Genomic DNA, 22,812 nt, shown 5'->3' with positions numbered 1-22,812 from the left:
CCGTTTTGGGAGGACGATATGAACTACAGAATAACAACCGCAGCTTTGGCCCTGTCTGCCGGAATGGCCGCCATCGCGCAGCCAGCCTTTGCCGATACAGAGCTGAAAGTCTATATTTCAAGCCAGCATCAGCCGCAGGTCTGGCGCCAGATTCTCGATAAATACGAGGCTGCCAATCCCGGCACGAAGGTTTCGATCGAAACCGGCGGCAACACCTCGGAAGCGCAGGCGCAGTATCTTAACACCATCATGTCGGCCAAGGACAGCTCGCTCGACGTGCTGATCCTCGACGTCATCCGCCCGGCGCAGTTTGCGGCAGCCGGCTGGACGAGCCCGTTTGCAGGCAAGGACATGTCGGTCTATCTGCCGGCCTATGCCGAAGCCAATACGGTGGATGGCAAGGTCGTCGCCCTGCCGGCCTTTGCCGATTCCATGTTCCTCTACTATCGCAAGGACCTGCTTGAGAAACATGGCATTCAGCCGCCCAAGACCTGGGACGAGCTGACCGCTGCCGTCAAGAAGATCAATGGCGCTGAAAACAACCCCGACCTGCAGGGTCTGTCCTTCCAGGGCAAGGCCATCGAAGGCGCCGTCTGCACCTTCCTCCTCCCCTACTGGAGCCAGGGCAAGTCACTGGTCAACAACGGCAAGCTGACCTTCGACAAGGACGCGGCCACAAAGTCCCTGAAGCTCTGGAAGAGCTTCGTCGATAACGGCGTGGCCAAGAAGAACATTGCCGAAGTGGCAACGGACGATACCCGCAAGGAATTCCAAGCCGGCAACGCCATCTTCGCCGTCAACTGGTCCTATGCCTGGGCACAGTCGCAGGGCAAGGAATCGGCGATTGCCGGCAAGGTCGGCGTTGCCCGCCTTCCCGCCATCACCGGCGGCGAGCAGGCCACCTGCCTCGGCGGCTGGGAATGGGGCGTTTCGGCGTATTCCACCCATCAGGATGAGGCCAAGAAGCTTGTCGAATACCTCTCGAGCAAGGATTCGTCCAAGTTCATGGCGGTCAACGGCTCGCTGCTGCCGACCTATCCCGATCTCTACAAGGATGCCGACGTTCTGAAGGCTGCCCCCTGGTTTGCCGATGCGCTGCAGGTGGTTGAAACCGCAAAGCCGCGTCCGGTCACGCCGCGCTACAACGAGGTCAGCGAAACGATCCGCACCACCGTCAACGCGGTTCTTGCCGGTGTCATGACGCCGGAAGATGGTGCCGCCCAGATCGAAGCGCGCCTGAAGCGCATCCTGCGCTAAGCCTAAAGCAGAAATTCGGGAAGGACGCCAAAGGGCGCCCCTCCCCTCATCCGACACGCAACCGGGCGGCCTCATCGCCGCCCCGGAGCCTGTCCTTTGACCAAAAAGCCAATCGCGGGAGATGCGACGGTGACATCCTTCACCACCAACGACGAGCTAGAGAAACGGCAACCGGCCTGGACGAAGATGCTCGATCTCAGCGACCGCGCGCTTGCCGTGCTGCTCCTGGCGCCGGCTGCCATCCTCTTGTCGCTGATCATCGTCTATCCGGTTCTGCGGCTTCTCTATACCAGCTTCTTTTCGCTCTCGCTGACATCAGGCCTACCCGCCGAGTTCGTCGGGCTGGAAAACTACCAGCTGATGATCGAGGATCCGGTGTTTTGGGAAACCACCTGGAATACCGTGCTGATCACGCTGATCACGGTGCCGGGCGCGCTGTTTGTCGGGCTTGGGCTTGCGCTTCTCGCCAACCTGCCCTTTGGCATGCAGTGGCCGGTGCGCCTGTCGCTGCTCATTCCCTGGGCGCTGCCGCTCTCCTTTGCCGGCCTGATCTTTGCCTGGTTCTTCCATTCGGAATATGGCGTTGTGAACGATGTGCTGGCGCGCTTCGGTTTTCCCGGCGTCATCTGGTTCAATTCACCCAAACTCGCCTTTGCCGCCATCTGTCTCACCATCGTCTGGAAGACCTCGTCCTTCATGGCGCTGATCATTCTGGCAGGCCTGCAGACCATTCCGCGTTCGCTTTATGAAGCAGCCGATGTGGATGGTGCAGGCCGCATTCGCCAGTTTTTCGAAATCACCCTGCCGCTTTTGAAGCCGGCCATCGTCGTGGCGCTGATCTTCCGCACCATCACGGCGCTGCAGACGTTTGACATCCCCTTCATGATGACAGGCGGCGGGCCGGGCACATCAACGGCAACGCTTGCCATGTATATCCACCAGAACACCGTGTCCTTCCTCGATCTCGGCTACGGCTCGGCGCTCGCCGTCGTGATGTTCGCGCTCTCCATGTGCGTGACCGCCGTTTACCTGCGCATTATCAGGACCAAGGAGTAACCCATGAGCCAGGTCGCCGCCTCTGGGGCCAACTCGTTCTTTTCCGGCAAGCCGTTGCGCTTCATCGCCGCCACCATCCTTCTGGTGAACGGCATGTTTCCGGCCCTCTGGATCCTTTTCACATCGCTGAAGACGGAAGCGGAGCTGACGGTGAAGCCGATCACCTGGCTGCCGCATACGCCCACGCTTGCCAATTACATGCAGGCCTTTTCCGACCAGCCGCTGCATGTCTTCCTGTTCAACAGCTTCATGGTGGCGCTGCTCTCCACCTGCCTGACGCTGCTCGTCTCTGTGCTTGCCGCTTACGCTCTGGCGCGCCTCAACCTTAAATATCGTGGCCTCATCCTGTCGCTGATCATTGCGGTCTCAACCTTCCCGCTCGTCACGCTGCTGGTGCCGCTGTTCGAGATCATGCGGGCGCTGAACCTTCTGAATACCTGGATCGCGCTGATCCTGCCCTATACCGTCCTGTCGCTGCCGGTCTGCACGCTGATGCTCGTCTCCTTCTTCGAGGGCATTCCGCGCGATCTGGAAAATGCCGCGATGATCGATGGCTGCACCCGCATGGGCGCGCTGTTCAAGGTGGTCGTGCCGCTCTGCGCGCCGGGTGTCTTCACCGCCGGCATTCTGGCCTTCGTTAATGCCTGGGATGAGTTCCTGCTGGCGCTGTCGTTCAATTCCAATCCGGCGCTTCGCACGCTTCCCGTCGGCATCCAGCTTTATCAGGGCGAGTTCGCCTTCCCCTGGCCGGTGATTTCGGCAGCCCTCGTCGTCGGCATCGTGCCGGTCGCGATCCTCATCGTCATTTTCCAGGAACGGGTCGTCTCCGGCCTCACCTCCGGCGGCATCAAGGGATAAGCGACATGACGAAGCGTAAGGAATTGTCAGAACTGCGCAGCCAGCGCTGGTTCGCCTCCGATGACATGCGCGGTTTTGCCCACCGCCAGCGCACCCAGCAGATGGGCATGCGCCGCGACGAGTTCATGGGGCGGCCCGTGATCGGCATCATCAACACCTGGAGCGAGATGAGCCCGTGCCACGCGCATCTGCGCGACCGGGCCGAAGCGGTGAAACGCGGTGTGTGGCAGGCGGGCGGCTATCCGGTGGAAATGCCGGCGCTCTCTGTCGGCGAGGTGATGGTCAAGCCGACGACCATGCTCTACCGCAATTTTCTCGCCATGGAATGCGAGGAACTGCTGCGCTCGCACCCGATCGACGGCGCGGTGCTGCTCGGCGGTTGCGACAAGTCCACGCCGGCGCTGATCATGGGCGCTATCTCCATGGATATTCCGGTGATCTATTGCCCGGCAGGTCCGATGTCGAACGGCCAGTGGCGCGGCATTAAGACGGGTGCCGGCACCCATACGAAGAAATACTGGGACGAACTGCGCGCCGGCAACATCACCCAGGATGACTGGGTGGATCTGGAAAGCCGCATGACCCGCTCGGCCGGCACCTGCAACACGATCGGCACCGCCTCGACCATGACCTCCATCGTTGATGCCATGGGGCTGACACTGTCCGGCGCCTCCTCGATCCCGGCGACCGATAGCGGCCATCCGCGCATGGCATCCGAATGCGGCGTGCGTATTGTCGAGATGGTCTGGGAGGACTTGAAACCCTCCGACATCCTCAACAAGGCAAGTTTTGAAAATGGGCTGGTCGCCTATATGGCGCTCGGCGGCTCCACCAATGCCGCCGTGCATTTGGTGGCGATGGCACGGCGCGCGCAGGTGGACCTGACGCTGGATGACATGTCGGCCATGGCCGCCAAGGTGCCCGTTGCCGCAAACGTCTTTCCCTCAGGCGAATATCTGATGGAAGACTTTTATTTCGCCGGCGGGCTCAATGCCCTGCTGCGCAAGTACCAGCATCATCTCGATCTCTCTCGTCCCACAGTCAACGGCAAGACCATCGGCGAAAACATTGCGACTGCCGATTGCTGGAACGATGACGTGATCCGTGGCGAGGACAATCCGGTCGTTCCGCTCTCGCGCGGAAAAACGCTGGAAGTGCTGCGCGGCAATCTCGCCCCCAATGGCGCTGTCATGAAATCCTCTGCCGCCAATCCGAAGTTCCTAAAGCATGTCGGCCCGGCCATCGTCTTTGACGATCCCGCCACCATGAACAAGACGCTCGACCAGGCGGACCTCGATATCACGGAAGATACCGTCATCATCCTGCGCAATGCCGGCCCGGTCGGGGCGCCCGGCATGCCTGAATGGGGCAACCTGCCGATCCCGAAGAAGCTTTTGAAGCAGGGCGTGCGCGACATGGTGCGCATCTGCGACGGGCGCATGAGCGGCACGCATTACGGCACCTGCATCCTGCATGTCTCGCCGGAAGCGGCCATCGGCGGCCCGCTGGCGCTGGTGAAGACCGGCGATCTCATCGAGCTGGATGTGGCCGCCGGCACCATCAACATGGCTGTGGACGATGCGGAAATCGCCCGTCGCCGGGCGGAATGGAAGCCGACGGCCCGCATCTACGAACGCTCCTTTGCCGCCCTTTACCAGCAGCATGTCAGCCAGGCGGATGAGGGCTGCGACTTCGACTTTCTCGGCGGCACGGCCAAGGTGCCGGACCCGGTCATTTTCTAAAGGATTTTTGTCCATGAGCACGCTCAACCCCTTCAAGTCCTGGCTGTCGGACAAGAACCGCGCCACACCTCTTGGCACATGGCTGATGGCAGCGGCGCCAACGACTGCCGAAGCGCTCGGTTATGCCGGTTTCGATTTCCTCGTCGTCGACATGGAACACGTGCCGATCGAAGTGTCCGATCTGGCCCATATCCTGCGCGCCATCGGCTGCACGCCGGCAGATGCCGTGGTGCGTCTTGCCTGGAACGATCAGGTTCTGGTCAAGCGCTGCATGGATGCCGGTGCGCGCACTGTCATGCTGCCCTTCGTGCAGACGGCGGAAGAGGCAAAGGCTGCCGCCTCCTACACGCGTTATCCGCCGCACGGCATCCGTGGCGTTGCCGCCGTTCATCGCGGCTCGAAATTCGGCACCATTCCGGATTACCTGAAGAACGCCAACAACGACGTCTGCACCATCGTGCAGCTGGAAACGCCTGAGGCCATCGAACGCCTGCCGGAAATCGCTGCCGTCGAGGGCATTGATGCGCTCTTCGTCGGTCCGGGCGATCTGTCGGCTGCCATGGGCCATATCGGCAATATCGCCCATCCGGAAGTCCAGGCGCTGATCGAAAAGGCCGCCAAGGATGCCCACGCTGCCGGCAAGCCGGTCGGCATTGTCGGCCCGAACCCCGACATGGTGAAGCGCTTCATCGGTTATGGTTATGACTTTGCCGCCATCGCGTCTGATGTCGCCATGATGACCGGTCGTGCCAATGACTGGCTTTCCCAGATGAAGGGCGAAGCAAAACCTGCGACGTCCGCCCCTGCCGCGGCCTATTGAGGTGGCAAGCGTGCAAGCCGGTTTCGAACGCGTTCTGGATGTGAAGACGTCACTCGGCGAATGCCCCCTGTGGTCGGTCGCCGAACAGGTGCTCTATTTCGTCGACATCAAGCAGAGCCGCATCCATCGCTTCGATCCGGCCACCAGCGCGCTCGGCACGATCACCCTGCCGGAAGAGGTGGGTTGTATCGGTCTGGCGCTGGGAGGCGGTTTCGTGGCCGGTCTGCGCTCCGGCCTCTGGCTGATTTCTGCCAAAGGCGAACTGATCGCCAAGCTTGCGGACAATCCGGAAGACCAGACGGTGAGCCGCTTTAACGATGGCATGGTGGACCCCGCGGGCCGCTTCATCGCCGGCACGGTGGACGAGACGCGCGAGCGCGGCACGGCCAGTCTTTACCGCTATGACAGTCGTGGGCTGGAAAAGCTGGCGGGAGACCTGTTCACCTCCAATGGCGTTGCCTTTTCGCCCGATGGCCGACGCCTCTACCATTCCGATACGCTGCGTTATTCGCTCTATACCTATGATTATGATGTCGTGACGGGCGCTGCCACCAACCGGCAGCTCTTTGCAAAATTCGGCTCCGACACCGACAAGGGCCGCCCCGATGGCGGTGCTGTCGATGCCGAGGGCTGTTACTGGACAGCGCTTTTCGAAGGTGGCCGCGTCCAACGCTATGCGCCGGATGGCACGCTTCTTTCCGAATACCCGGTTCCCGCCAAATGCCCGACCATGGTCACCTTCGGCGGCGCGGATCTGAACACCCTCTACTGCACCTCAGCCAGCATCGGCCGGCCCGACGAAGAACTCGCCGAATATCCGCTTTCAGGCGCGCTGTTTGCCATGCGCACAGAAACGCCCGGCCTGCCAAAATCCCTGTTCAACCCAGACATCTGAGACCTCCAATGTCCGCCTCCTACGATACCGTCCGTTATGCCTCACTCGAAAACCGTCACGTCCTGATCACCGGCGGTGCCTCGGGCATTGGCGAGGAAATGGTCAAGGCCTTCCGCAACCAGGGTGCCCGCGTCTCCTTCCTCGACATTGATGCGACCGCAGGTGCCGCGACCGCAGAGGCAAGCGGCGCGAACTTCAAGCCCTGTGACGTCACGGATATTTCGGCGCTGCGGGAGACGATTGCCGCCTTCGAGGCGGAACAAGGCGTCGTTGACGTTCTCCTCAACAATGCCGGCAAGGATGACCGCCACGCCATGGCACAGGTCGAGCCGGACTATTGGCACCGCGCGCTGGCGCTCAATCTCGACCATCAGTTTTTCGCGACGCAAGCCGTAACGCAAGCCATGGCGGAAAAGGGTGGCGGATCGGTCATCATGACGGGCTCGATCTCGTGGATGCGCGGGCGCCCGGGCATGGTGGGCTATACGACGGCGAAGGCTGCCATCAACGGCATGACGAAGACCTTGGCGCGCGAGCTTGGCCCCTCCGGCATCCGCGTCAATTGCATCGTGCCGGGCGCCATCGTGACCGAGCGCCAGCTGGCGCTCTGGACCAGTCCGGAGCAGAACCAGCAGTTCATCGACCTGCAGGCGCTGAAATTCCGCCTCGATGCGAGCCACGTGGCCCGCCTTGCCCTTTTCCTCGGCTCCGACGAGAGCGCCGGCTGCACCGGCGCCAATTTCGTCGTTGATGCCGGCCTCACCCAGAACTGAAAGCCATGTCCATGAAACTCGACCTGATCCCCGGCGGCTTTACCCTTACGCTCAACGGCCGCGAAATCCTGCGCCACACCGCCGCCGCCCCTGCCCTGTTCGTTGGGCGCGGGATCGAGCGGATGGACATGTATCGCGGCAATTTCGATATCGAGGATTACGTGGTCGAGCGCGTGGCGCTTTGCCATGCCGAGATCGTCGATGACCGCATCGAACTGGCGACCGGTATGGGCCAGCCGGCAAGATTTTGCCTGCGCCTTGCCGGCAATCACGTTTTGACGGAGACGATGGACGCCGCCATCAACCGGCTCTGGATCCGTCTCGTTGCCGAAGACGGCGAACATGTCTGGGGCGGTGGCGAGCAGATGTCCTATTTCGACATGCGCGGCCGCAAATTTCCGCTGTGGACTTCCGAACCCGGCGTCGGCCGCGACAAGTCGAGCGAAATCACCTTCAAGGCGGATGTGACGGGCAAATCCGGCGGCGATTATTACAACACCAATTATCCGCAGCCGACCTATATTTCTTCGCGCCGTTACGCGGCGCATGTCGAAACCACGGCCTATTCCGTTTTCGATTTTAGCCGGAGCGAATTTCACGAGATCGAGATCTGGGCCATTCCCGAGCGTCTGGAATTTTTTGCGGCAGATACATTCGTGGCGCTGGTCGGGCAGCTTTCCACGCGCTTCGGCCGGCAACCGCAGCTTCCCGACTGGGTCTATGGCGGCGCAATCCTTGGCTTGAAGGACGGCGAAAACTCCTTTGCCCGTATGGAGACGATGCGGGCGGCTGGCGTAAAGGTTGCCGGGCTCTGGTGCGAGGATTGGGTGGGTCTTCGCCACACCTCTTTCGGCGCCCGCCTGTTCTGGGACTGGCAGGCCAATGAGGCGCGTTATCCGAACCTGCGCCAGAAGATTGCCCAGCTGCAGGATGATGGCATCCGCTTCCTCGGGTATGTGAACCCCTATCTCTGCGTCGACGGGCCGCTTTATCCGGTGGCGGAGGCCAAGGGCTATTTCGCCACAGATAATTTTGGCAGCACCGCGCTGGTGGATTTCGGCGAATTCGATTGCGGCGTGGTCGATTTTACCAATCCCGAGGCAGCCGACTGGTTTGCTGAAGAGGTGATCGGCAAGAACATGCTGGATTTTGGCCTGTCCGGCTGGATGGCCGATTTCGGCGAATACCTGCCGATCGACGTCCACCTGAAGAACGGCATCGATGCCAAGCTGATGCACAATGCCTGGCCGACGCTCTGGGCCGAAGTGAATGCCAAGGCGGTGGAGAGCCGGGGCAAGACGGGCGAAGCGCTGTTCTTCATGCGCGCGGGCTTTACCGGCGTTCAGGCCCATTGCCCGCTTCTGTGGGGCGGTGACCAGTCGGTGGATTTCTCCCGCCATGACGGGCTTGTCACTGTGATGTGCGGTGCGCTGTCGTCGGGCCTTCTCGGCAATGCCTATCACCATTCCGATATCGGCGGTTACACCAGCCTGTTCGGCAATGTGCGCACGAGCGAACTCATCATGCGCTGGGCGGAAATGGCAGCGTTTACCGCCGTCATGCGCAGCCACGAGGGCAACCGTCCGCGCGACAACCTGCAGATCGACCAGGACCCGGAGGTTCTGGCCCATTTTGCCCGCATGACCGACATCTATGTGCATCTGGCGCCATACCTGAAGGTGCTGTCTGCAGAAGCTGCCGAAACCGGCCTGCCGGTACAGCGCCCGCTCTTCCTCCACCATGAAGACGACCGGGAAACCTACGCGATCCAGGATGCCTATCTCTACGGCCGTGACCTGCTGGTGGCTCCGGTCTGGCAGGCAGGCGAAACGACCCGGCACGTCTACCTGCCAGGTGGCGAGGCCTGGGTGCATGTCTGGAGTGGCGCCGAGCACACGGGCGGCCAGACGATCACGGTGGATGCACCGCTTGGCTCCCCGCCGGTCTTCTACCGCAAGGGCGCCGATAAGGCCGCCTTGTTTGATGCCTTGAGGACACTCTGAGCATGGAGCCCCAGGGCCTTGCCGGCCTGCTCGTGATTGCCTTCGTTGCGGCCTATACGCAAACGCTGACCGGTTTTGCGCTCGGCCTCATCATGATGGGAGGCGTCGGGTTGACCGGCGTCATTCCGCTCACCGACGCTGCCGTGCTGGTCAGCATTCTTGTCGTGGTCAATGCCGCGCAGGTGCTGGCAAAGGGTTGGCGGGATATTGCCGTGGCGCAGTTCCTGCCGGCGCTTGCCGCAAGCCTCGTCTTTCTCGGCCTCGGCTACTGGCTGCTCGGCCTGATGGTGGCCACCTCGCTGGACTGGCTGAAGCTGATGCTCGGGTTTGTCATCGTCGCCTCCAGCATCCAGCTGTCGCTGAAGCCGGCGCCGCTTGCCGTGCCGTCGGGACGCGCCTCGTTTGCCGGCTTCGGAGCGGTGGCCGGCATCATGGGGGGCCTGTTTTCCACGGCGGGGCCGCCATTGATCTATCATTTCTACCGCCAGCCACTGAAGCCCGCGGCCGTGCGCGAAACGCTGGTGGCGATCTTTGCGGTCAATGCGCTGATCCGCCTCGGGCTGGTCGCGGCAACCGGACGCCTGCCCTCTGCCGCCTTCTGGCCCGCACTGCTTGCCGTTCCCGTCGTGATGGCAGCCACCTATCTTGCGCGGCGCCATCCGCCGCCGCTATCGCCGCTTTCCCTGCGGCGCATGGCTTTTCTGATGCTGTTCCTGTCGGGCCTTTCGCTTGCCATGCCGACGCTCGTTCACGTGCTGGCCGGTGCGCCATGAGCGAAGGCTGGCGCAAAAGCCGGCGCACGGGGCTTTTGCCGGCTGCCATTTATGCTACCAAGAGAGCACTGTCGTTGGGAGCGACGGAGACGGAGGAGTTGATGTCAGTCATGCCGGTGTGCCGCAAGGCTCGGCCGCGGCGTGCATCCGTGACCAGCACTTCCAACCAGAATTTTTTAAAGGATCGGTTCGACGCACCGATCTCTCCATGATCTGCACGCCATGACGGAAACGGGATCTGCCGCATGAAGGATTATATTCTCGCCATCGACCAGGGCACCACGTCCACCCGCTCGATCATCTTCGACCGCGCCTACAAAAGCCGGGGCGCCGGCCAGATGGAATTTGCCCAGTATTTTCCGCAGTCCGGCTGGGTGGAGCATGAGGCCGAGGATCTCTGGACGACGACGCTTGAGACAGCGCGCAAGGCCATGGAAACGGCCGGCGTCACCGCCGCAGACATTGCCGCCATCGGCATCACCAACCAGCGGGAAACAGCGCTTGTCTGGGACAAGCGCACCGGCAAGGCCATTCACCGTGCCATCGTCTGGCAGGATCGGCGCACCGCAGACCATTGCGCAAAACTGCGGGAGGAAGGTCATTCCGATCTGGTGGCCGAGCGGACGGGCCTCCTCATCGACCCCTATTTTTCGGCCACCAAGATCGCCTGGATTCTCGAAAATGTCTCAGGTGCGCGCGAAGCCGCCAGAGCCGGGCATCTCGCCTTCGGCACCGTCGATAGCTGGCTCATCTACAAGATGACCGGCGGCAAACGCCATGTCATCGACGTGACGAACGCTTCGCGCACCATGCTGTGCAACATCGGCACTGCCGCCTGGGATGACGACCTGCTGCAGCTGTTTGACATTCCGCGCTCCATGCTGCCGGAGATCCTCTCCAATATCGATGAATTCGGCGAGACGGACCCGGATCTGTTCGGCGGTTCCATCGCCATTCGCGGTGTGGCCGGCGACCAGCAGGCGGCCGTCATCGGCCAGGCCTGCTTCACGCCGGGCATGATGAAATCCACCTATGGCACTGGTTGCTTTGCGCTTTTGAATACCGGTCGGGATCGGGTCACCTCGAAGAACCGGCTGCTGACCACCATCGCCTATCGCCTTGATGGCGAGATCCATTATGCGCTGGAAGGCTCGATCTTCATCGCGGGCGCTGCCGTGCAATGGCTGCGCGACGGGCTGAAGATGATCGGCAAGGCGTCGGAGACGGCGGAACTGGCGGCAAAGGCCGATCCGGGCCAGAACGTCTATCTTGTGCCGGCCTTTACCGGTCTTGGCGCACCGTGGTGGGATGCGGAAGCGCGCGGCGCCATGTTTGGCATGACGCGCAATACGGGGCCCGCCGAATTTGCCCGGGCAGCGCTTGAATCCGTCTGCTTCCAGACGCGTGATCTGCTCGGCGCCATGCGCAAGGACTGGCCGGGTGAAGGCGATACGCTGCTGCGCGTTGATGGCGGCATGGCGGCCAACGACTGGACCATGCAGCGGCTCGCCGACATTCTGGGCGTTCCCGTCGACCGTTCCGATTCGTCTGAGGTGACGGCGCTCGGGGCCGCCTGGCTTGCCGGCCACGGTGCCGGCATCTGGCCAGACCGGGACGGCTTTGCTGCCGATTGGCACCGCGAGCGCCAGTTCACGCCCTCGATGCAGGCCGGCGAACGCCGCCGTCTCCTCGATGGCTGGGATTCGGCGGTAAAATGCACCCTTGCCTTCGGCCACTAGATTTTAGATTGCGGCTAGGCGGCACGATGCCGGAGCGTTAAGATCGCCCCGTTCAACATCGTGCGCCTTCCCATCCTCATCATCGTTCTGTCCAAGGTTTATCCGCATGTTCAAGCCCAACCACCTGAAAGCCCGCCTTCTTGCCGGAGACGCCGCATACGGCTGCTGGGTGGGCGGCGGATCGCCGACGAACTGCGAAATCCTTGGCCATCTCGGCTTTGATTTCCTGCTGGCAGACCATGAGCATGGCATCGGCGAAACCCGCGATATCGTCGATGCGCTTCGCGCCATCGAATCCACACCGACGCCGGCCGTGGTGCGCGTTCCCTGGAACGACCATGTGTTTCTGAAGCGCGTCATCGATGCGGGCGTGCAGTCGGTGATGATCCCGCAGGTGGATACGCCAGAGGCCGGCGTGGAAGCCGTCAAGGCCTGTCTTTATCCGCCACAGGGCATTCGCGGTTATGCGGCAAGCGTGGTGCGTGCCTCCAGCTATGGCACGGCGCCGGATTATCTGGAAAAGGCCAATGCCAACATGCTGATCGTGCTGCAGCTGGAATCCTACACCGCTGTCGAGCATGCCGCTGAAATCTCGGCGATCGAAGGCGCCGACATCATCTTCATCGGCATCAATGATCTCGCAGGCTCCGTCGGCCGGCTGGGCCAGACCGGCCATCCGGAAGTGCAGGCGCTCGCCCGCAAGGCCGAACGCGATATTCTGGCCGCCGGCAAGATCATGGGTACCGTGCCGAATGCCGGCGCCAATGTGCATGATCTGCTGGAGCGCGGTTATCGCTTCATTCCCGGCCCCTATGACGTGGCGCTTTTGCGCGACAGCGGCCTTGCCGCCATGGGCGAATACCGCGCCATCCAGGATGCCCGCGCCAAGGGCGAGGCACCGCCGGTAATTGCCGCCGCCTCCTACTGAGCGGAAAGACCCAGCGCCTTGCGGCGCAGCAGCATGCCGAAGAGGTCCCGCGGCTCGTCCGGATCGGCCAGAAGATCGAGCATGTCGAAATGGTGTGTGTCGACGAGCTTGTCGCGCACATAGCGCAGGGCTGAAAAATCTTCCGTCGCAAAACCGACGCTGTCGAACAAGGTGATCTGCTGCGCTGCGCGCCGGCCGGGCTTCAGGCCCGCAATCACCTGCCAAAGCTCCGTCACCGGATGATCTGCCGGTAATTGCTGGATTTCCCCTTCGATGCGGGTCTGCGGCGGAAATTCCACAAAAATGTCGGAGCGCAACAGGATGTCGCGGTGCAGTTCCGTCTTTCCGGGACAATCACCACCCACCGCGTTGATGTGCATGCCCGCGCCGATCATGTTGTCGCTGAGGATGGTGGCGCTCTGCTTGTCGGCGGTGGCGGTGGTGACGATATCAGCACCTTCCACGGCCTGTTCGCCGCTCCGGCAGATCTCGATGTCAAAGCCGAACCCTTCCAGATTGCGCCGGCACCGTTCGCTGGCAGTCGGTTCGATGTCGAAGAGCCGTAGGCGGTCGATGCCGAGGATCGCCTTGAAGGCCATGGCCTGAAACTCGCTCTGTGCGCCATTGCCGATCAAGGCCATGGTGCGTGCACCCTGAGGCGCCAGATAACGCGCCGCAACGGCAGAGGTGGCGGCCGTACGAAGGGCCGTCAGAATGGTCATCTCCGTCAACAGCAGCGGATAGCCGCTCTCCACATCCGAGAGAACGCCAAACGCCGTCACCGTCTGGCGTCCCGTCCGCGTGTTCTTCGGATGGCCGTTGACATATTTGAACCCGTAGAGCCGGCCGTCACTGGTCGGCATCAGTTCGATCACGCCATCCGTCGAATGGGAGGCGATACGCGCCGTCTTGTCAAACGCCTCCCAGCGTCGAAAGTCCTCCTCGATATAGACGGCAAGTTCGGTGAGGAATGTTTCGACGCCGGTTGCCAGCACCAGGTTCATCATGTTCTCGACACTGACAAAAGGCACGAGATTGAGAGTTCCAGGTGCAGGCATGAGAGTTCTCCGGCGTTTGCGTGAAGCGGGTGCGGTCAGTAGCTGCGTGTCGGGCGGTCCATCACAGTGCGGCCCATCAGGCTGGCGGTCAGATCCACCAGAACGGTTGCAGTGCGGCCCCGCTCATCGAGGAAGGGATTAAGCTCCACGAGGTCGAGGCTGGAAACGAGGCCGCTGTCATGCAGCATTTCCATGACAAGATGCGCCTCGCGGAAGGTTGCACCGCCCGGCACCGTCGTGCCAACGGCCGGCCCCACGGACGGATCGAGGAAATCCACGTCGAGGCTCACATGCAACAGGCCGTTGACGGAGGCGACTTTTTCGAGAAAGCCGCGCAGCAGTGCGGCCACACCATGCTCATCGATGGCGCGCATGTCATGCACAAGCACATCCGTCTCGTTAAGCGCTGCCCGTTCGGCCGGATCGACGCTGCGAATGCCGATCATGCAGACATTTTTCGGATCGACGGGAGCGGCCAGTTCAGGGAAATATGGCGCAAAGCCGGGACGACCGGTGAAATAGGCGACGGGCACGCCATGCAGGTTGCCGCTGCCGGTGGTGTCGAGCGTGTGGAAATCGGTGTGGGCATCAAGCCACAGCACGAAAAGCGGCCGGCCCTTTTCCTGTGCGCGGCGCGCAAGGCCGGCAACCGAGCCGGCGGAAAGCGCGTGATCGCCACCGAGAAAGATCGGCATGCCCTCGGCACTTTCGCGGTAGGCCGCCTCTTCGATCACGGTGATCCAGCCGCAGATTTCTGCCAGATTGCGCACCGCTCCATTCGGATGCGCCACCGGTTCGCCGACCGTGGGCTGCAGATTGCCGAGATCGGCCACCTGATGGCCAAGCCCGGCCAGTGCCGCGACGAGGCCCGCCGTGCGCAGGGCGCTCGGTCCCATTTCGCACCCCAGTTGCGCTGCACCATCCTGCAGCGGAACGCCGATCAGTTTGCATAACATGCCTTGTCTCCCTTTCACTGGATAAGACCACAGTCCCCTGGCAATCCGAACACCAAGAATTGCCATTTCTCATGGCTTAACCTATCAATATGGCAGCTTCATCAATCAAAACGGCATCTCGAATGGATGATCTGGATCTACGGCTGATCACGCTCCTGCGCCACGATGCGCGCCGCAGCGTCTCGGATCTCGCCATTGACCTCGGCGTCTCCAGGGCAACCGTACGCGGCCGCATGGAACGGCTGGAAACCAGCGGCAACATTATCGGTTATACCGTGATCCTGCGGGCCGACGCGGTGGAACTGCCGGTGCGCGGCATCATGATGATCGAGGTCGAAGGCCGCATGGCTGACCGGGTGATCCAGACGCTCGGTGGTTTTCCTGAAATTTCCGAAATCCACACCACCAATGGCCGCTTCGATCTGATTGTCGAAGTGGGTGCCGCAAGCCTCACGGAGTTTGACGCGGTGCTGCGCCGTATCCGGCTGGTGGCGGGCATTACCGCCAGCGAAACCAGCCTGCTGCTCGCCACGCCCCGCAGCACGCGGGCGCGCCTCTGAAGGCCGAGGCCGGTCTCAAGCGCCAAGCAGCAGCTTCAGCGCAATCGCCCACATCACAAGGCCGATCACCGCTTCCAGCACACGCCAGCTCAAGGGTTTCAGGAAGATCGGCCGCAGCCAGCCGGCGCCGTAACCGAGCAAAAAGAAGAAGCTGAAGGAGGCCAGCGTGGCCCCGGCGGCAAAGGCGAGTTCGGCACCGGGAAAGCGCGTCGAAATCGTACCGAGCAGCACCACCGTATCCAGATAGACATGCGGATTGAGCCAGGTGAGAGCAAGGCAAAGGCCAAGCGTGCGCCACAGCCCCGCCACCGCCCCGCCGTCCGGCGAAAGGCTGCCACTGGAACGGAAAGCTGAATAGAGGCTGCGCGCGCCATAACAGAGAAGAAACGCCGCACCTCCGAGACGCATGACCGGATCAAGCCACGGCAAGAGGGCCGCGATTTGCCGGAAGCTGGTCACACCGATGAGGATCAGCACCGCATCCGACGCCGCACAGGCGAAGCAGACCGCAAACACGTAACGGCCGAGCAGTCCCTGGCGCAACACGAAAGCATTCTGCGCGCCGATGGCGAGGATGAGGCTGAGGCCGGTTGTAAAACCGGTGAGACTGGCGGAGGAAATCATTCTCTGGGGCACTTTCCTGATCGTGTGCCGGTAGCCATAGCGCCGGCCTTCCCTTCAGGCTAATTAATGTTGCTTATCTAGATGAAGCCGAGCTAATGCCATGATCGACTACCCTGCCCTGCGTGCCGTGGCCGCCATCATCCAGACCGGCAGCTTTGAAAAAGCCGCGCGTGTTTTGAACGTCACGCCATCTGCCATATCGCAGCGGGTCAAGCAGCTGGAGGACAGGCTCGGCCTCGTGCTCATCGTGCGCGGTACGCCCTGCACTGCCACCGAAAAAGGCGCCTGGCTCTGCCGCCACATGGAGCATGTCGGCATGCTGGAAGACGCCCTGTTTCAGGAGTTGCCGGGCCTTGCCGGCAGCGAGCCACAGAGGGTAACACTCAACATCGCAACCAATGCCGACAGCCTTGGCACCTGGTTCATCGAAGCACTGGCGCGCTTCACCCGCGAGACCGGTTATCTCGTGGATGTCGCGGTGGACGATCAGGATCATACCGCCGAATGGCTGCAACGCGGGCGGGTGCTGGCGGCCGTGACAGGCCTGTCAAAACCAGTGGCAGGCTGCCGGCGAACGCCGCTCGGCATCCTGCGCTACCGGGCAACGGCAAGCCCGGATTTTCTGGCGCGCTACTGCCCCGATGGCGTGACGGCGGACGCTTTGGCCAACGCGCCAGCCCTCGTTTTCAACCAGAAGGACCGGCTGCAGGGCCAATGGTTGCGCGAAAATTTCGGCGCCGATCTCGTCCATCCCAGCCATTGGCTTCCCTCGACGCATGCCTTCGTCGACGCGGCCCTCGCCGGCATCGGCTGGGGCATGAACCCGGACATGCTGGTGAAGGAGCACTTGGCGGCGGGCCGGCTGGTGGAACTCCTGCCGGATACCCCCGTCGATATCGCGCTTGACTGGCAGGCGACACGGCTTTCCGGGCAACCGCTCGAGGCGCTGACACGCCATGTGGTGGCCGTTGCCCGAAAGATGCTGCTGCCGTCACCCGAAGGCCGCACATAACCTCAAACCGCAGCGCCGGGGGCGCGGCGTCCGGTATCGGCACGGCCATCCGTGAGGCTTTTCAGCAGGTCTGCCGCGGGCTGCGGTGAAACAGTCCGCCGATGGAACAGATCCTCTGCCATGAACAGCACCCGCTCCATGGCCTGCGGAACCTCCACCGGCTTCAGGTGGTCGGGCATGTCCTGCATCCCGTTGGCGATGCAGAGCGCTGTTCCCCCGACATCTCCGGCAAAGCGCGCCAGTCCGTCCCGGTCCGGCTCCGGCCCGGAAAACTGCTGCGCAATCAGATAGGCCGCGATATTTTCAAGCGCAATCACCCGGCTGGTGAGCAACAGGTTCTGCTCGATCAGCCTTTCCATGATTTCGCCGGCAATATCCATCCGTGTCTCGATGTCGATCTGCATGTCGGCCCTGCCTTCGGTGCGCTTTGAGGGACTGCCTGCGGATTACGCAGCGCGGTATGTCTGGCCGCGTCCAGAGGCGGGTCCGCTCGCAGCGTGGCGGCTGTCACGGTTGTCGAGGGTGAAGGTGCCGATCATCTGCTTCAGCTTCAGCGTCTCGGAAGACAGAGTGGCGGCAGCGGCGCTGCTTTCCTCCACCATCGCGGCGTTCTGCTGCGTCGACTGGTCCATGCTGTTGACCGCGCCATTGACTTCAGCAAGCCCGGTGGACTGTTCGCGCGCCGCGGTGGAAATGGCCGCCACATGATCGTTGATCTCGACGATCAAGGCGCTGATGCTTTTCAGGGCGCCACCGGTTTCGCTGACCAGTCTCACGCCGTTTGCAACTTCCGTCGTGGAATTCTGGATGAGATCCTTGATTTCCTTGGCAGCTTTTGCCGAACGCTGCGCCAGTTCGCGCACTTCCTGCGCCACCACCGCAAAACCGCGACCGGCCTCGCCCGCGCGGGCGGCTTCGACACCGGCATTCAAGGCCAGAAGGTTGGTCTGGAAGGCAATCTCGTCGATCACGCCGATGATGTTGGAAATCTTGCTGGAGGAATCTTCGATGCGGCTCATGGCATCGACGGCATGGGCCACGACACCTGCAGACTGTTCGGCGCTCAGTTTCGCCTGCGCTGCCACATCGCGGGCATTGACTGCTCGCTGTGCCGAGGATGTGACATTCGAGGTGATTTCATCGAGAGCCGCGGCTGTTTCCTCTAGATTGGCCGCCTGGGCTTCCGTGCGCCGCGAAAGATCGCCCACGCCATCGGTAATTTCGCGGGTGCCATTGCTCAAGAGATCGACGCTTGTCGAAATCTGCCGGAACGTATTGCACAACTGCCCCACAGACGTGTTGAGATCGGCGCGAAGGAATTCGAATTCGGGGGCAAATGGCTCGTTCAGCTGGAAGGCAAAATCGCCCGAGCACAAGCGCTTCAGGCTGTCGCCCAGCGCCGAAACGGTCTTGATGCGCTTGGTCACTTCGGTGGCAAACTTCACCACCTTCGTGACCTTGCCGTTGACGTCGAGGATTGGATTGTAGGAGGCGGCGATCACGATCTGGCGGCCATCCTTCGTCACGCGGTTGAATTCGGAGGCCTGATGGCGACCTTCGGACAGCTCTTTCCAGAACATCTGGTATTCAGGGCTTGCCGCATATTCTTTTGCCACGAACATGCTGTGGTGGCGGCCCTTCAGTTCCTCAATGGAGGCATAACCGAGCGTGTCGAGAAAATTGCGATTGGCGCTGAGGATCTCACCCTTGACGGTGAATTCGATGATGGCCTGCGAGCGGCTGATCGCGGCGATCTGGGCCGCGTAGTCGAGGTTCAGCAGGCGTTCTTTCGCATCGGCCCATTCCACCACGAAGCCGAAGGTTGCGCCGTTCCGCTTCAGCGGCGTCACCAGCAGGTCGAAACTCAGCGTACCCACCTGGATCGTGGCATGATGGCGCTGCTGAAGGGCTGCCAGCATCTTGCGCTGGTGCGCCGGGTTCTTGTGAAACACGTCGATATTGCTGCCGATCAGGGTCGCGACCGAAAAGCGCGGCAGCTCCTTGGTCAGGTCCTTTTCGGCGTTTTTCAGAAGCTGCACCACCGCCGGGTTCATATAGGTAATATTGAACTTGGCATCCGCGACCATGACATTGGCCTGCAAGGCATCGAGCGCCGAAAGCTTTGCGGCAATCTTCTTATTCACCAGTGGTTCGAACATTCGGTTTTTCCTCGTTGCAGCCCGAGCCTTGGGGCGACCCCATGCACAGGAGGAAAATATCGACAAAATCCGAATAATTGGCTAATTTAGCAAAGCAACGTATATGTTTTAGACGGGACGTAAGACGACCCCAAAAAATGCGCCTGCCCCACCATCAACACATTGTCATTGTTCGTATTTATCGGGTGAAGCCTGTCTCCATCGCACCGCAAAACGCACAAGCTGCAGACGATACGCTGCCCTGGCGTCGCTATTTTTATTTTTGTATACCTTCGTCAACCCAGTCGCTGGGGCCTGTCTATCGTTTGGCTATCAGCCGTTCCCAACGCCTCCGCCGCCTGCTCGAAGTCGTCCAGCACTTCAAAATAACGGGTGCCTTGCACGGTTGTGGCTTCGGCGAAACCGGGCCCGCCGGTCCAGATTGTGACGGATGGGGATAGGTCTGCGCGCAATTGTTCAAGTTTTGTGCGCAGATTACGCGGCTTGCCGATCAGGCTGCTCAGGCAGATCACAGCCGCATTGCAGCTTTGGGCTGCAGCCACGATATCGCCCACGGGCATGTTGGGGCCAAGATAAAGCGCGCCGAGACCAGCCTTGCGCGCCAGAATAGTCGTCAGCAATGCGCCGACCTCGTGATGTTCACCTTCCATCGTTGTGACGATGGCTGTCTTCGCCTCGGGGTCGAGGGGCATAGTTTCCAGGCAGGCTGCCAGAATGCCACGAATTTCCGCCGAGACCATATGTTCGGCGGCGATTGAAAGTTCGCCTTCATTCCACTGCCGGCCCACTTCCCGCATGAGCGGCGTCACCGTTGCCTTGCCAAACTCGATCGGCGTTTCCGCTGCCAGATGCTCCTGCAACATCGCCTTCATGGCGACGGCATCCATCCGTTTGATCGCCTCCAGCAAAGGCGCAAGGTTGAGAAGTTTGTGATGCGCGCGGGCCATATCCGCCAAAACGTCGACCGGCAGGTGGATGATCGAGCCGATGCGATGCCCGGCGTCGCTGCACAGCTTGAGAAGAGTAAGCCGCTGAACCTGCTGCGGCGTAAAATATCGCCGGCCGGTTTCCGTGCGCTCGGCCAAGGGTTGCTGGTAACGACGTTCCCACGCGTGGAGGACAAGCTTGCTGATGCCGACGCGCCGTAACGCCTCGGTCATCGTGATCTTCTCCACGTCGGCTGCATCTTCTCGTTGGCTCATCCACTGCCCCGCGACAGGCTCCCGGGGCCGGGGCTCTCTATCGTCAAACTTATATACGGCTTCACTCACATGTTAAAGCCTTGATAAAGTACCGAAATATGATCGTTCAGCCGTATTGACCGTTGCAGTCCAGAAAGCACGTATCGCAAGCGTTTCCCGATCCAATCGTTGAAAACGCTGTGGCGCCGGAAAAGTTTCAGACCGGATGATATTTTTTTAAGAGCGCGTCAGCGCAGGTGCCAGCCGGAGGCTATTGCGGCACGGCCTTGCGCAAACGGTGCGCGGCCTTCGGATCCCAAGAAGATCAATGTGCGTGGATAAGGGCGCAGGCGCAGGATAGAGGTGATGGTCCAGCTTTGGCCGGTGACGCCGTCGGGGGCGTCACCGGATAATGTCGTGCAGGCGCCAGACTTGGCTTAGCTGCGGGATTTATCGTAAGCGCCAAGCCCCGGCTTGTAGCTCTTTTCGTCGATGAACTGGCGAATGCCTTCCTTGCGGCCGGTCGCATCGTAGGAATTGGCGGCCTCCTGGGCGCGCACGAGGTAATCCTCGGCCTCGTCATAGGTCATCACACCGACGCGGCGCACGGCGTCCTTGGTGGCTTTCAGGGCGACCGGGTTCTTCTCGAGAAGCTTTTTGGCAACCTCGGTGACGCGGGCTTCCAGCTGCGCAAGCGGCAGGCTTTCGTTGACGAGACCCCATTCGGCGGCCGTCTTGCCATCGACCGGTTCGCCCAGCATCGCGTGATACATGGCCTTGCGGAACGGCAGAAGTTCGACGGCAACCTTGGTCGCGCCGCCGCCCGGCAGGATGCCCCAGTTGATTTCCGACAGACCGAACTTGGATTCGTCTGCCGCAAAGGCCAGATCGCAGGCAAACAGCGGGCCATAACCGCCGCCGAAGCACCAGCCGTTGACCATGGCAATGGTCGGCTTCTGATACCAGCGCAGGCGGCGCCACCAGCCATAACTTTCGCGCTGCGCACGGCGCACGCCCTTCAGGCCATCGGCTTCGGACTCGCGGAAATATTCCTTGAGGTCCATGCCGGCAGTCCAGGCACTGCCCTCGCCCGTCAGCACAAGAACGCCAACGTCTTCGCGAAATTCCAGCTCGTCGAGCGCTTCCATCATCGCCCGGTTCAGCGTCGGGCTCATCGCATTGCGCTTGTCCGGACGGTTGAAGCGCAGCCAGGCAATGCCGTCCCGCACGTCATAAGATACTGTGTCTACATCATTGGCCATCTTGGTGCTCCTTGCTCCCTTGATCGGTTTTGTTGCGCCGCAGCCGTTCGGCGGGCGCTCTCACATGCTTGTTGAATTGAAATCTTCCTGGCCGCAGGCGGCTTGCGCCGGTCTACGCCCGTTCGCTTGCCATCGGTCGTGCCGCTAGGCCCCGTATCGAGCCTGTGAAGGCCCGCTGTCTCTGTGTTATACCGCTCCTCCCCAGGCCGGACGCCACATGCATCGATTGACTGCTATGCTACATAGCATTAATGTCGAGACATTGGAGCGGCGTCAAGAGGATATGCGATGAACGATGGAACCTCCCGCCCGAAGAAGGCTGACAAGAGCGGCACATCGGCTGTGCTTGCCGATATCCGTGAGGCGCTGGGGGAATTGGTCGGCTATCATCTGCGCCGCGCTTCGGTTTACGACATGAACGGCGCCGTCGCCGCACTGGAGCCGGAAGGTGCACGGCCGATCACCATGAGCGTGCTGCTGAGCATCGTTGAAAATCCGGGCCGCACCTCTGCCGATATCTGCCGGACGCTCGCCATCAAGCGTGCCAATATCGTGGCGCTGCTTCAGGTTCTCGAGGCAAAGGGCCTTTTCCGGCGCGCCGACGATCCCGCCGACCAGCGGATCCAGAGACTTTATCCAACGCCGGAGGGCATAGAGACGGCGCGCCATTGGCTGGGCCTCGTGCAGGCCCATGAGGCTCGCATTCTCCAGCGACTGTCGCAGAAGGAGCGGCGGGAACTGCGGCGCCTGCTGCAACTGGTCTGGGCAGACGAAGCACCGGACGAAATCTGAGGAGATAACGGCGCAGCGTGCGCCCTCCGGTTCTCCGGCGATAGCCCCCGCCGCCTCGGCTTAAGGAAAACCCGTCCTTATGTTTTCCTTATGCCGCCCTTCCATCTTCCCAATCGAACCCTGACCTGACACGGGCGTAACCTGTCTTCTGTTCCAACAGGAGAACGGACATGTCCGATTTCATTTTTCTGGCGCTCGGCTGCGGCACGCTTCTGGCGCTTGCCGTTTATGCCCGCGCCCTCGACCGGCTTTAGGGAGGCTTGACAATGCTTGAGCCACTTTTCGGTCTCTTCGTCGCCCTCGCTCTGGGCATTTATCTCGTGGTTACGCTGTTGCGGCCCGAACGCTTCTGATCCTAGAGGAG

General features: G+C 61.5%; 22 protein-coding genes. 15 read left to right on the top strand and 7 right to left on the bottom strand.

All coding sequences use genetic code 11. The annotated features are described in order from the left end of the window. The first annotated feature begins 18 nt into the window (after positions 1-18). From AC4CWH_RS22835 to AC4CWH_RS22785, 11 genes are all read left to right on the top strand, one after another. Positions 19-1,257, top strand: coding sequence for an ABC transporter substrate-binding protein (locus AC4CWH_RS22835; protein WP_491286185.1), 1,239 nt, complete (start codon positions 19-21; stop codon positions 1,255-1,257). 186 nt (positions 1,258-1,443) lie between these two features. Further along, positions 1,444-2,313 (top strand): carbohydrate ABC transporter permease, encoded by an 870-nt coding sequence (locus AC4CWH_RS22830; protein WP_491287789.1) that lies wholly within the window; start codon positions 1,444-1,446, stop codon positions 2,311-2,313. Between the two features lie 3 nt (positions 2,314-2,316). After that, positions 2,317-3,171 (top strand): carbohydrate ABC transporter permease, encoded by an 855-nt coding sequence (locus AC4CWH_RS22825; RefSeq protein WP_491286187.1) that lies wholly within the window; start codon positions 2,317-2,319, stop codon positions 3,169-3,171. A gap of 5 nt (positions 3,172-3,176) precedes the next feature. Next, positions 3,177-4,913 carry an L-arabinonate dehydratase gene (gene araD / locus AC4CWH_RS22820; RefSeq protein WP_491286189.1) on the top strand — a complete coding sequence of 579 codons (1,737 nt, stop codon included), beginning with the start codon at positions 3,177-3,179 and terminating at the stop codon, positions 4,911-4,913. 13 nt (positions 4,914-4,926) lie between these two features. Further along, positions 4,927-5,733, top strand: a complete 807-nt coding sequence (locus AC4CWH_RS22815; protein ID WP_491286191.1) for an HpcH/HpaI aldolase family protein — start codon at positions 4,927-4,929, stop codon at positions 5,731-5,733. A 10-nt stretch (positions 5,734-5,743) separates the two neighbouring features. Next, positions 5,744-6,628, top strand: coding sequence for an SMP-30/gluconolactonase/LRE family protein (locus AC4CWH_RS22810; RefSeq protein ID WP_491286193.1), 885 nt, complete (start codon positions 5,744-5,746; stop codon positions 6,626-6,628). 8 nt (positions 6,629-6,636) lie between these two features. Continuing rightward, on the top strand, positions 6,637-7,401 hold the full coding sequence (locus tag AC4CWH_RS22805; RefSeq protein WP_491286195.1) for an SDR family NAD(P)-dependent oxidoreductase: 765 nt from the start codon (positions 6,637-6,639) through the stop codon (positions 7,399-7,401). Between the two features lie 11 nt (positions 7,402-7,412). Continuing rightward, positions 7,413-9,404, top strand: coding sequence for an alpha-glucosidase (locus tag AC4CWH_RS22800; RefSeq protein WP_491287790.1), 1,992 nt, complete (start codon positions 7,413-7,415; stop codon positions 9,402-9,404). A gap of 2 nt (positions 9,405-9,406) precedes the next feature. Beyond that, positions 9,407-10,177, top strand: a complete 771-nt coding sequence (locus AC4CWH_RS22795; RefSeq protein ID WP_491286197.1) for a TSUP family transporter — start codon at positions 9,407-9,409, stop codon at positions 10,175-10,177. A 245-nt stretch (positions 10,178-10,422) separates the two neighbouring features. Beyond that, positions 10,423-11,916, top strand: a complete 1,494-nt coding sequence (gene glpK, locus AC4CWH_RS22790) for a glycerol kinase GlpK (RefSeq protein WP_491321591.1) — start codon at positions 10,423-10,425, stop codon at positions 11,914-11,916. A 106-nt stretch (positions 11,917-12,022) separates the two neighbouring features. Further along, the gene (locus tag AC4CWH_RS22785; RefSeq protein WP_491286200.1) at positions 12,023-12,844 is read left to right on the top strand and encodes an HpcH/HpaI aldolase family protein; all 822 of its coding nucleotides are present in this window, start codon (positions 12,023-12,025) and stop codon (positions 12,842-12,844) included. Here the strand turns inward: AC4CWH_RS22785 and ocd are convergent. Together ocd and rocF are read right to left on the bottom strand one after the other, a co-directional pair. Next, positions 12,838-13,902, bottom strand: coding sequence for an ornithine cyclodeaminase (gene ocd / locus AC4CWH_RS22780; protein WP_491286201.1), 1,065 nt, complete (start codon positions 13,900-13,902; stop codon positions 12,838-12,840). The two genes, AC4CWH_RS22785 and ocd, sit on opposite strands and share 7 nt — an antisense overlap. A 35-nt stretch (positions 13,903-13,937) precedes the next feature. Then, entirely contained in the window at positions 13,938-14,858 is a 921-nt protein-coding gene (gene rocF, locus AC4CWH_RS22775; RefSeq protein ID WP_491286203.1) for an arginase, read from the bottom strand. A gap of 122 nt (positions 14,859-14,980) precedes the next feature. On the opposite strand from rocF, the gene AC4CWH_RS22770 reads away from it, so the two are divergent. Further along, a complete protein-coding gene (locus AC4CWH_RS22770) occupies positions 14,981-15,418 on the top strand; it encodes an Lrp/AsnC family transcriptional regulator (protein ID WP_491321590.1) in 438 nt (145 codons plus the stop codon). A 15-nt stretch (positions 15,419-15,433) separates the two neighbouring features. Here AC4CWH_RS22770 and AC4CWH_RS22765 read toward each other — a convergent pair whose 3' ends face one another. Beyond that, positions 15,434-16,042 (bottom strand): LysE/ArgO family amino acid transporter, encoded by a 609-nt coding sequence (locus AC4CWH_RS22765; RefSeq protein WP_491286208.1) that lies wholly within the window; start codon positions 16,040-16,042, stop codon positions 15,434-15,436. Positions 16,043-16,142: 100 nt separating this feature from the next. On the opposite strand from AC4CWH_RS22765, the gene AC4CWH_RS22760 reads away from it, so the two are divergent. Next, complete coding sequence (locus AC4CWH_RS22760) at positions 16,143-17,054, top strand: LysR family transcriptional regulator ArgP (protein ID WP_491321589.1); 912 nt, start codon at positions 16,143-16,145, stop codon at positions 17,052-17,054. Positions 17,055-17,056: 2 nt separating this feature from the next. Here the strand turns inward: AC4CWH_RS22760 and AC4CWH_RS22755 are convergent, their stop codons facing one another. From AC4CWH_RS22755 to AC4CWH_RS22740, 4 genes are all read right to left on the bottom strand, one after another. Then, positions 17,057-17,458, bottom strand: a complete 402-nt coding sequence (locus tag AC4CWH_RS22755) for a hypothetical protein (protein ID WP_491286212.1) — start codon at positions 17,456-17,458, stop codon at positions 17,057-17,059. 42 nt (positions 17,459-17,500) lie between these two features. Beyond that, complete coding sequence (locus AC4CWH_RS22750) at positions 17,501-19,213, bottom strand: methyl-accepting chemotaxis protein (protein ID WP_491286214.1); 1,713 nt, start codon at positions 19,211-19,213, stop codon at positions 17,501-17,503. A 275-nt stretch (positions 19,214-19,488) separates the two neighbouring features. Beyond that, positions 19,489-20,388, bottom strand: coding sequence for a MerR family transcriptional regulator (locus AC4CWH_RS22745; RefSeq protein WP_491321588.1), 900 nt, complete (start codon positions 20,386-20,388; stop codon positions 19,489-19,491). A 443-nt stretch (positions 20,389-20,831) separates the two neighbouring features. After that, on the bottom strand, positions 20,832-21,656 hold the full coding sequence (locus AC4CWH_RS22740; RefSeq protein WP_491286218.1) for a p-hydroxycinnamoyl CoA hydratase/lyase: 825 nt from the start codon (positions 21,654-21,656) through the stop codon (positions 20,832-20,834). Positions 21,657-21,944: 288 nt separating this feature from the next. On the opposite strand from AC4CWH_RS22740, the gene AC4CWH_RS22735 reads away from it, so the two are divergent. Both AC4CWH_RS22735 and kdpF read left to right on the top strand, forming a co-directional pair. Further along, positions 21,945-22,448 carry a MarR family winged helix-turn-helix transcriptional regulator gene (locus tag AC4CWH_RS22735; protein ID WP_491321587.1) on the top strand — a complete coding sequence of 168 codons (504 nt, stop codon included), beginning with the start codon at positions 21,945-21,947 and terminating at the stop codon, positions 22,446-22,448. A gap of 266 nt (positions 22,449-22,714) precedes the next feature. After that, positions 22,715-22,801 (top strand): K(+)-transporting ATPase subunit F, encoded by an 87-nt coding sequence (kdpF, locus tag AC4CWH_RS22730; RefSeq protein WP_491287791.1) that lies wholly within the window; start codon positions 22,715-22,717, stop codon positions 22,799-22,801. Positions 22,802-22,812: the final 11 nt, after the last annotated feature.

This window comes from Neorhizobium sp. PAMB6716 (genome assembly GCF_058242805.1).
This window is presented reverse-complemented; position numbering and strand designations above follow the sequence as displayed.